The organism is Pseudomonas sp. SDO524_S393 (assembly GCF_054071875.1).
In genome coordinates this window covers 1-7453 of the sequence record NZ_JBSVVZ010000013.1, presented here as the reverse complement: position 1 = coordinate 7453, position 7453 = coordinate 1, and the positions used below count along the sequence as shown (strand labels likewise).

General features: G+C 64.0%; 6 protein-coding genes. 2 read left to right on the top strand and 4 right to left on the bottom strand.

What is annotated here, in order from left to right:
• Nucleotides 1–61: 61 nt before the first annotated feature.
• The 4 genes from ACW9IB_RS08090 to ACW9IB_RS08075 all read right to left on the bottom strand — a co-directional run bounded on the left by ACW9IB_RS08090 (nt 62) and on the right by ACW9IB_RS08075 (nt 3474).
• Nucleotides 62–805: a class I SAM-dependent methyltransferase gene (locus ACW9IB_RS08090; RefSeq protein ID WP_457413128.1), complete on the bottom strand. Its 744-nt coding sequence runs from the start codon at nt 803–805 to the stop codon at nt 62–64.
• A gap of 75 nt (nt 806–880) precedes the next feature.
• Complete coding sequence (locus ACW9IB_RS08085) at nt 881–1858, bottom strand: ABC transporter substrate-binding protein (RefSeq protein ID WP_457364011.1); 978 nt, start codon at nt 1856–1858, stop codon at nt 881–883.
• Nucleotides 1851–2609, bottom strand: coding sequence for an ABC transporter ATP-binding protein (locus ACW9IB_RS08080; RefSeq protein ID WP_457364012.1), 759 nt, complete (start codon nt 2607–2609; stop codon nt 1851–1853). The genes ACW9IB_RS08085 and ACW9IB_RS08080 overlap by 8 nt, the downstream gene beginning before the upstream one ends.
• Before the next feature lies 1 nt (nt 2610).
• Complete coding sequence (locus tag ACW9IB_RS08075; protein WP_457413127.1) at nt 2611–3474, bottom strand: ABC transporter permease; 864 nt, start codon at nt 3472–3474, stop codon at nt 2611–2613.
• Between the two features lie 342 nt (nt 3475–3816).
• On the opposite strand from ACW9IB_RS08075, the gene ACW9IB_RS08070 reads away from it, so the two are divergent.
• Entirely contained in the window at nt 3817–6237 is a 2421-nt protein-coding gene (locus ACW9IB_RS08070; protein ID WP_457413214.1) for a TonB-dependent receptor plug domain-containing protein, read from the top strand.
• A 31-nt stretch (nt 6238–6268) separates the two neighbouring features.
• Nucleotides 6269–7351 (top strand): LLM class flavin-dependent oxidoreductase, encoded by a 1083-nt coding sequence (locus ACW9IB_RS08065; protein ID WP_457413124.1) that lies wholly within the window; start codon nt 6269–6271, stop codon nt 7349–7351.
• Nucleotides 7352–7453 lie beyond the last annotated feature (102 nt).

Genomic DNA, 7453 nt, shown 5'->3' with positions numbered 1-7453 from the left:
ATCTGATCCGATACACCGACAGGGTGCCGCCCGTAACCCGTAACGGCCCCCCGAATCGGGATTAACTGCGCTTGCGCAATACCGCGGCGGGGATCAGCGCATCACCCAGGGGCTCAAGGACAAAGCCGGCGGCGCCAGCCTCTTCGGCCACCTGCTCAAGACCGAAGGTGTGCCAGTGATGGTCGGCCTGGAACTGGCGAATCACCTGTTCGCCGGCGCGCACCTGGTAGTCGAGGGTCCAGTGCATCAGGTCACCGCCGGCGGGTTCACCGTGCAAGGCGACGTGGTAGGTATGCTCGCCGATGGCGGCGCTGGCGGCTTGCATCGACGGCACGGTTTGCGGGGCCTTGAGCATCATCACATCGACGATGACGATGCCGCGCGCATCCAGGCGTTCGGCCAGTTGCCGCCAGAGTTGCCGGCGCTGGGGCGCCTCGAGGTAACCGATGGTGCCGCAGATAACGGCGGCGGACAGACGAGGCGGCAAGGTCACTTGATCCAGAGTACCGGCCAGCACCGTGACGCGGCGGCGCAGGTCGCTGCTGCGCATGATCCGTCCCACCAGCGCCGCGCGCATCGCCGCCGACGGTTCAACGGCCAGGATCCGTGCCTGGGGCAAGGCGTCGGCGATCACCTGCACGCACGGCCCGGTACCGGCGCCGACATCGAGGATCACGCCCTCGGGGTCGACTGCCTGCAACGCCTGGGCAATCGGGCCCCGGCGCTGCACCCATTGTTGTTCACACAACACATCGTAGAACTCGGCGGACAAAGCATACGGATCGGCGTGCAGAGCGGTGGTCATGAAGGCATTCCCATTGGCTGACTTTCGAGCCGTAATGATAACTACTCTCAACACCAATTCAACCCGGGGAACGCCTCAAGGTGCAACGACGGAGAACACCTCAGCATCCGTCAGCTTCTCGACGTCGACGCGGTGGGGAAAGATTTTCTTCTCCACGAACAGGTCATCCACCTGCTGCAACGCCTGCACGTCCCGCGCTTCGACCGGCTGCAAGGTTTCGTCGCCCCACTGGCGCAGCAACTGCGAAACGCCCAGGGGAATGTCATTGACCTGGGCGAACACCCGCGCATAGTCCTCGGGGTTCTTCTGCGCCCAGTCGAAGGCCTTGGCGAAGCGTTGCAACACATCGCTCAAGGCTTTGCGCTTGAGCGGATCGCCGAGCACTTCGTCCGATGCGGTGATGAAGGTCAGGCCGGTGTTGATGCCTTCGCCGGTGATCAGCACCCGCGCCCCCTTCTCTTCGGCGAACGCCTGATACACGCCGAACGTTGCCCACGCTTCGATCTTGCCCGCATTGAACGCCGGCAGCGCATCGGTGGGCAGCACGAAGCCGACCTTGACGTCCTGCTCATCCACCCCGGCATTGGCCAGCGCGCGAATCAGCAGGTATTGGGAAATACTGCCCCGGGCCGAAGACACCACCACATTGCGTCCCTTCAGGTCGGCCACGCTGCGGATCGGCGAGTCCGGCGGCACCAGAATCGCAATGCCCCGCGACTGGCTGCGGCGCACCGCGACAATGCGCAATGGCGTGCCACCGGTGGCTGCCGCCAATACCGGCGTATCACCCGCCGGGCCAAGGTCCACGGCCCCGGCGCGCAGGGCTTCGAACAGCGGCGCGGCGCCCTGGAAGTTGGCCCACTCGACCTTGTAGTCGATGCCGTCCAGCGCATGGGCGGCCTCCACCACCGTGCGCAAGCCCTTGGCCTGATCGCCGAGGATCAAGGTGACGCCGGACAAGTCGGTCGAAGACTTCGGCGCTTGCGCCGGCTTGTCGCAACCGCCCAGCAACAGCGCGGCGCCCAACAGCAATAACGTTCTGAACTCAACCATGGGCAAAACGCCTGACGCTGACGGTGGCGGGACGCGCCGCCGGGGCCTCCACTTCCACTCCCAGCAGGCTCAGCAAACGTGCGCGGATCGCCTGGAAGCCATCCTGGCCGGTGTCCCGCGCCCGGGGCAAATCGATGGTCAACTGCTCGGCGATCTTGCCATCGGCCAGCACGATCACGCGGTCGGCCAGCAGAATCGCCTCGTCCACATCATGGGTCACCAACAGCACCGCCGGGGTGTGCTTGCGCCACAGTTCGATGATCAGGCGATGCATCTTGATGCGGGTCAGGGCGTCGAGCGCAGCGAAGGGTTCGTCCAGCAGCAACAGTTTGGGCTCGCGCACCAGGCCCCGGGCCAGAGCCACGCGTTGGGCTTCACCGCCGGACAGCGTGGCCGGGTAAGCCTCCAGCCGATGGGCCAGTCCGACCTCGGTCAGGGCTTGCACGGCACGCGCCTTGGCATCGGGAATGCGCAGGCCCAGGATCACGTTTTTCCATGCGCGCTTCCATGGCATCAGGCGCGGTTCCTGAAACACCGCCGCCCGCGCCCGGGGTACGCGCAATTGGCCGCTGTCGATGCTGTCGAGCCCGGCCAGGCTGCGCAGCAGTGTGGTCTTGCCCGAGCCGCTGGCACCGAGCAAGGCGACGAATTCACCCGGCGCGATGTCCAGGTCCAGGCCGTCGATGACCCGTTGTTGGCCGAACTGGCGCACCACATTGCGCAGTTGCACCGGTGCTTCGAAAGTCGTCATGTCAGTTCCTCACAAAGGATGGGCGCCAGGCCAGCGCAAAGCGTTCAAGGGTACGGATCAGGCCGTCGATCAACAGGCCCAGCACGCTGTAGATCAACAGGCAGATCACGATCACATCGGTGCGCATGAAGTCCCGCGCATCGCTGGCCAGGTAGCCGATGCCGGCGGTGGTGTTGATCTGCTCGACAAACACCAGCGCCAGCCAGGAAATGCCCAGGGAATAACGCAGGCCCACGAAAAACGACGGCAAGGACCCCGGCAGGATCACGTGCCAGATCAGCTCGCGACGGCTGAGGCCGAGGGTGTTCGCGGCCTCGATCAATTTGGGGTCGATGTTGCGGATACCGGCGAACAGGTTGAGGTACACCGGGAAGGTGGTGCCGGTGACAATCAGCGCGATCTTGGTGAACTCACCGATGCCGAACCACAGGATAAACAGCGGCACCAGGGCCAGGGATGGAATGGTGCGCAGCATCTGCATGGGCGAGTCGAGGATCACTTCGCCCCGCTTCGACAGGCCGGTAACCAGTGCCGCTACGACCCCGATGCTTACGCCGATGCTCAAGCCCACCAGCGCCCGTTGCAGCGACACCAACACGTGCCGGCCCAGTTCGCCCGAAACGATCATCGCCCACAAGGTGCCGCCGATCTGCGACGGTGCGGCGATCACGCGCTGCGGAATCAACCCGGCCTGGGACGCCAGTTCCCACAGCAGCAACAGCACCAGCGGGCTGACCAGTCGCAGCAGCACATCCGGTGTGCGCCAGTTGCGCAGCCACAGCGGTAACAGTTGGGTGGCGGCGCCTGTCTGCCCCTCTACCTTGTCAACGGAGAACGAACTGGCGTTCAGAGACTTCTCGGTCATCGGCTTCCTTCCTCAAAAAGACACGGCCAGGAGCGCCGTTGCGGACCCATGCTAAGCGCATAAAAAACCGCAGTGAAAGTCTTTATAGGAATAAGCTAATGAACTTAAAATGCGAATTACTGATATATAGTCAAAATGATGATTCGTTATTTTAATAATTAGGATAGAACAAAACGGCATTTTACAGCGCCCCACCCTGCCCCTACTTTCGACCCCCACAGACCGACCCCGACACGGCGGAGGCTTGAATCACGCCTACCCAACGCCCGAACCGGAAGTCGCCCTATGCTTGCTGCCCCGCTCAAACATTCCCCCCTGCTGCTCAGCCTTGCCGCCTGCGGCATGGCTTTGGGCAGCCCCTCGGTGAAGGCCGAAACCAGCGAAGACACACGCCTGGACAAAGTCACGGTGATATCCACCGGCGTGCGCGGCACCCAGCGCACGGTGGCCGAAAGCCCGGCACCGATTGACGTGGTCACCGGTGAGCAATTGCTCAAGACCGGACGCGCCGACCTCACCGAAGCCATTTCCAAACTGCTGCCGTCGTTCAACTACGGCACCAACATCGCCGGCTACAACTCCACCATCCGTCCCCTGTCGAACCGCAGCCTGGCGCCGGCCTACACCTTGGTGCTGGTCAACGGCAAACGTCGGCACAACAGCGCGCTGCCCGCCAACGGTTCCACTGACAGCAGTGGCGCCAACTCGGTGGACATCGACATGATCCCCATCAGCGCCGTGGAGCGCATCGAGGTGCTCAAGGACAGCGCCGCCGCGCAGTACGGCTCGGACGCGATTGCCGGAGTCATCAACGTGATCCTCAAGTCCAGTGCCGAAGGCGGCCACTTGGGCGTGACCTACGGCAAGCTCTACAGCGGTGAAGGTGAAGTGACCAAGACGGAAGGCGATGTGGGCTTCGCCCTCGGCGATGGCGGTTTTCTGCATTTGTCTGGTGACGTACGCCGGCGCGGCGATGCCAGCTGGAACGAGAAAGCCACCAACCAGGCGTATTTCCCCGGCGACCCGCGCAACGCCACCTGGGACCGCGTCGGTGTGAAGAATGGCGACCCGCAGATCAAGGCGTTCAACCTCGGCTACAACGCCGAACTGCCGCTGAACGAGCAGACCAAACTGTATTCCTACGCCACCTATGGCGAACGCAAGGCAGTGATCAACAACTACTTCCGCTACCCCAACGGCAACGCCAACATCCCCGAACTGTTCCCCGACGGCTACTACCCGCTCAATAACCTCAACGACAAGGACTACCAGTTCCTGTTCGGCGGCAAGGGCCAGGTGGCGGGCTGGGACTGGGACTTGAGCACCACCTACGGGCGCAACACCAACCACCAGTTCAGCGACCTGACCATCAACCCGTCCCTGGGTCCGGCCTCGCCGACCTCGTTCGATGACCTGGCGACCTACCGCTTCGATCAGTGGGTCAACAACCTCGACATCACCCGTGCGTTCGACGGCCTGTTTGGGTTCCCGCTGCAGGTGTCAGCCGGCCTGGAACACCGCTGGGAGCGTTTCAGTACGTTTGCCGGCGATCCGCTGGCCTATCAGGTGGGCGGTTATCGCTTCCCGGCGACGCTGCCCAACGGCCAGCCCAACCCGCTGGCCGGGCAACTGGCCGCCATCGCGGCGCAGGCGGCCGCCACGATCGCGCCGCAGGATGAGGCCAATATCAAGCGCAACAATTACGCGGCCTATGTCGACTTCGGCATCACCCCGGTGGAGCGTCTGTTCGTGGACGTGGCGGCAAGGGCCGAGCACTTCGATGACGACTCGGGCAATACCGTCAGCGCCAAGGTCAACTCCCGTTATGAACTGACCGACACCCTGGCCGTGCGCGGCACCGTCGGCAGCGGATTCCGTGCGCCGTCGCTGACGCAGATCGGCTACAGCATCACCGATAACCGGGTCGGCGCAGCGCCGGACGGCACCATCGTGCCGGCGGTCACGCGCATCGCGCCGGTCAATTCATCCCTGGCCAAAGCCCTCGGCGCCAGCAGCCTGGACCCGGAGAAATCAAGCAACTACGGCCTGGGCGTGACCTGGCAACCGGCCAAGCGCACCAGCCTGACCGTGGACGCCTACTGGATCGAAATCGCTGACCGCATCGCCCGTACCGAAAGCCTCTACGGGCCGGCACTCACGCCGATCCTTACCGGCCTGGGTGTGGACCCGTCGACCTGGACGTCCTACTACGCCAACGCCTTCGACACCCGCACCCGTGGCGTGGATGTGGTGGCCGATCACTTCACCGATTTCGGCCGTTTCGGCGAGGTGCGCTGGAACGCCGCGTTCAATTACAACGACACCGTGATCACCAGCCTCAAGCAACCGCCCGCCGCGCTCCAGGGCCTGGGTGCCAACCCCGGCGGCAGCCTCACCTGGGTGGGCCGTGCACGCCAGGGCGATCTCACCGACGCGCAACCGCGCACCAAGTGGATCCTGGGCGGCAACTGGCGGCTGCACGACCTGTCGGTCAACCTGCAAAGCACGCGCTACGGCAAGGTCAAGACCTTGCAGCAACTGGAAAGCGGCGACCGCAGCTTCGGCGCCAAATGGATCACCGACCTGGATATCTCCTACACCCTGCTGGAGAACATCACCCTGAGCATCGGCGGCACCAACCTCTTCAATGTGCGCCCCGACAAGCACGCCGTGCCCTCCGCCGTGGGCCTGAACCTGTACGGCAACCCGCCGTTCTACCCGGGCGGCGGCTTCTGGTACAGCAAGCTGGCGTATGACTTCTGACCCTCCCCCACCGCAACGAAAGGACTTGACCATGAGCATTGAATTCATCGGCTATATCGGCGGCCACCACGCTTCCGAGATTCACCCGCGCAGCGGCCCGACCCTGCAACCGGACTACGTCGAAACCGTGGCCCGTGCCCACGAAGCCGCCGGTTTCGACCGTGCCCTGGTGGCTTTCCATTCCAACAGCCCGGACAGCACGCTGATCGCCGCCCATGCCGCCAGCGTCACGAAAAAGCTGCAATTCCTGATTGCCCATCGCCCGGGATTTGCCCAGCCAACCCTGGCCGCGCGGCAGTTCGCGACCCTGGACGTATTCAACGCAGGGCGCACGGCGGTGCACATCATCACCGGCGGCGACGACCGCGAGCTGCGCGCCGATGGCAGCCATATCGGCAAGGACGAACGCTATGCACGCACCGACGAATACCTGAGCGTGGTGCGCCAGGAATGGACCCGCGACGAGCCCTTCGATTTCGACGGCACCTACTACCAGGTGGAAGGCGCGCACTCCACGGTGAAGTCGCCGCAACAGCCGCATATTCCGCTGTACTTCGGCGGTTCATCCGCGGCCGCAATCGCCGTGGCCGGCAAGCATGCGGATGTGTACGCGCTGTGGGGCGAAACCTACGAGCAGGTGCGTGAAATCGTCGCCCAGGTCCGTGCGGAAGCCGCCAGGCATGGGCGTACGATTCGCTTCAGTCTGTCGTTGCGGCCGATCCTGGCCGAGACCGAGGAACTGGCCTGGGCACGCGCCGAGAAGATCCTGCAACAAGCCACTGCACTCGCCGAGAAGAACGGGTTCGTGCGGCGTGAACCGCCAAACGAAGGCTCACGCCGCTTACTCGCAGCGGCGGCGCAGGGTTCACGCCTGGACAAGCGCTTGTGGACAGGGATTGCCGGTTTGCTCGGCGCCCAGGGCAACTCCACGTCACTGGTCGGCACGCCCGAGCAAGTGGCCGAAGCACTGCTGGATTACTACGACCTGGGGATTACCACATTTCTGATTCGCGGGTTCGACCCGCTCGAGGATGCCATCGACTACGGCAAGCGATTGATCCCCCTGACCCGGCAACTGATCGCAGAGCGCGAACGGGCCAAACAGGTCGCTTGATCCGGAACACCAACCGGCTGCCTGCGATGCGGCGACCCGACAAGCCAGCTCCCACATTGGAGCGCTGTTGTTGGTGAGAAAGCGCCCGGCGCGATGGCCCTG

Bases quoted from the DNA above. Each gene is read 5' to 3' on its own strand.
- ACW9IB_RS08065 (WP_457413124.1), top strand. From the start codon at position 6,269: ATGAGCATTGAATTCATCGGCTATATCGGCGGCCACCACGCTTCCGAG.
- ACW9IB_RS08090 (WP_457413128.1), bottom strand. From the start codon at position 805: ATGACCACCGCTCTGCACGCCGATCCGTATGCTTTGTCCGCCGAGTTC.
- ACW9IB_RS08075 (WP_457413127.1), bottom strand. From the start codon at position 3,474: ATGACCGAGAAGTCTCTGAACGCCAGTTCGTTCTCCGTTGACAAGGTA.
- ACW9IB_RS08085 (WP_457364011.1), bottom strand. From the start codon at position 1,858: ATGGTTGAGTTCAGAACGTTATTGCTGTTGGGCGCCGCGCTGTTGCTG.
- ACW9IB_RS08080 (WP_457364012.1), bottom strand. From the start codon at position 2,609: ATGACGACTTTCGAAGCACCGGTGCAACTGCGCAATGTGGTGCGCCAG.
- ACW9IB_RS08070 (WP_457413214.1), top strand. From the start codon at position 3,817: ATGGCTTTGGGCAGCCCCTCGGTGAAGGCCGAAACCAGCGAAGACACA.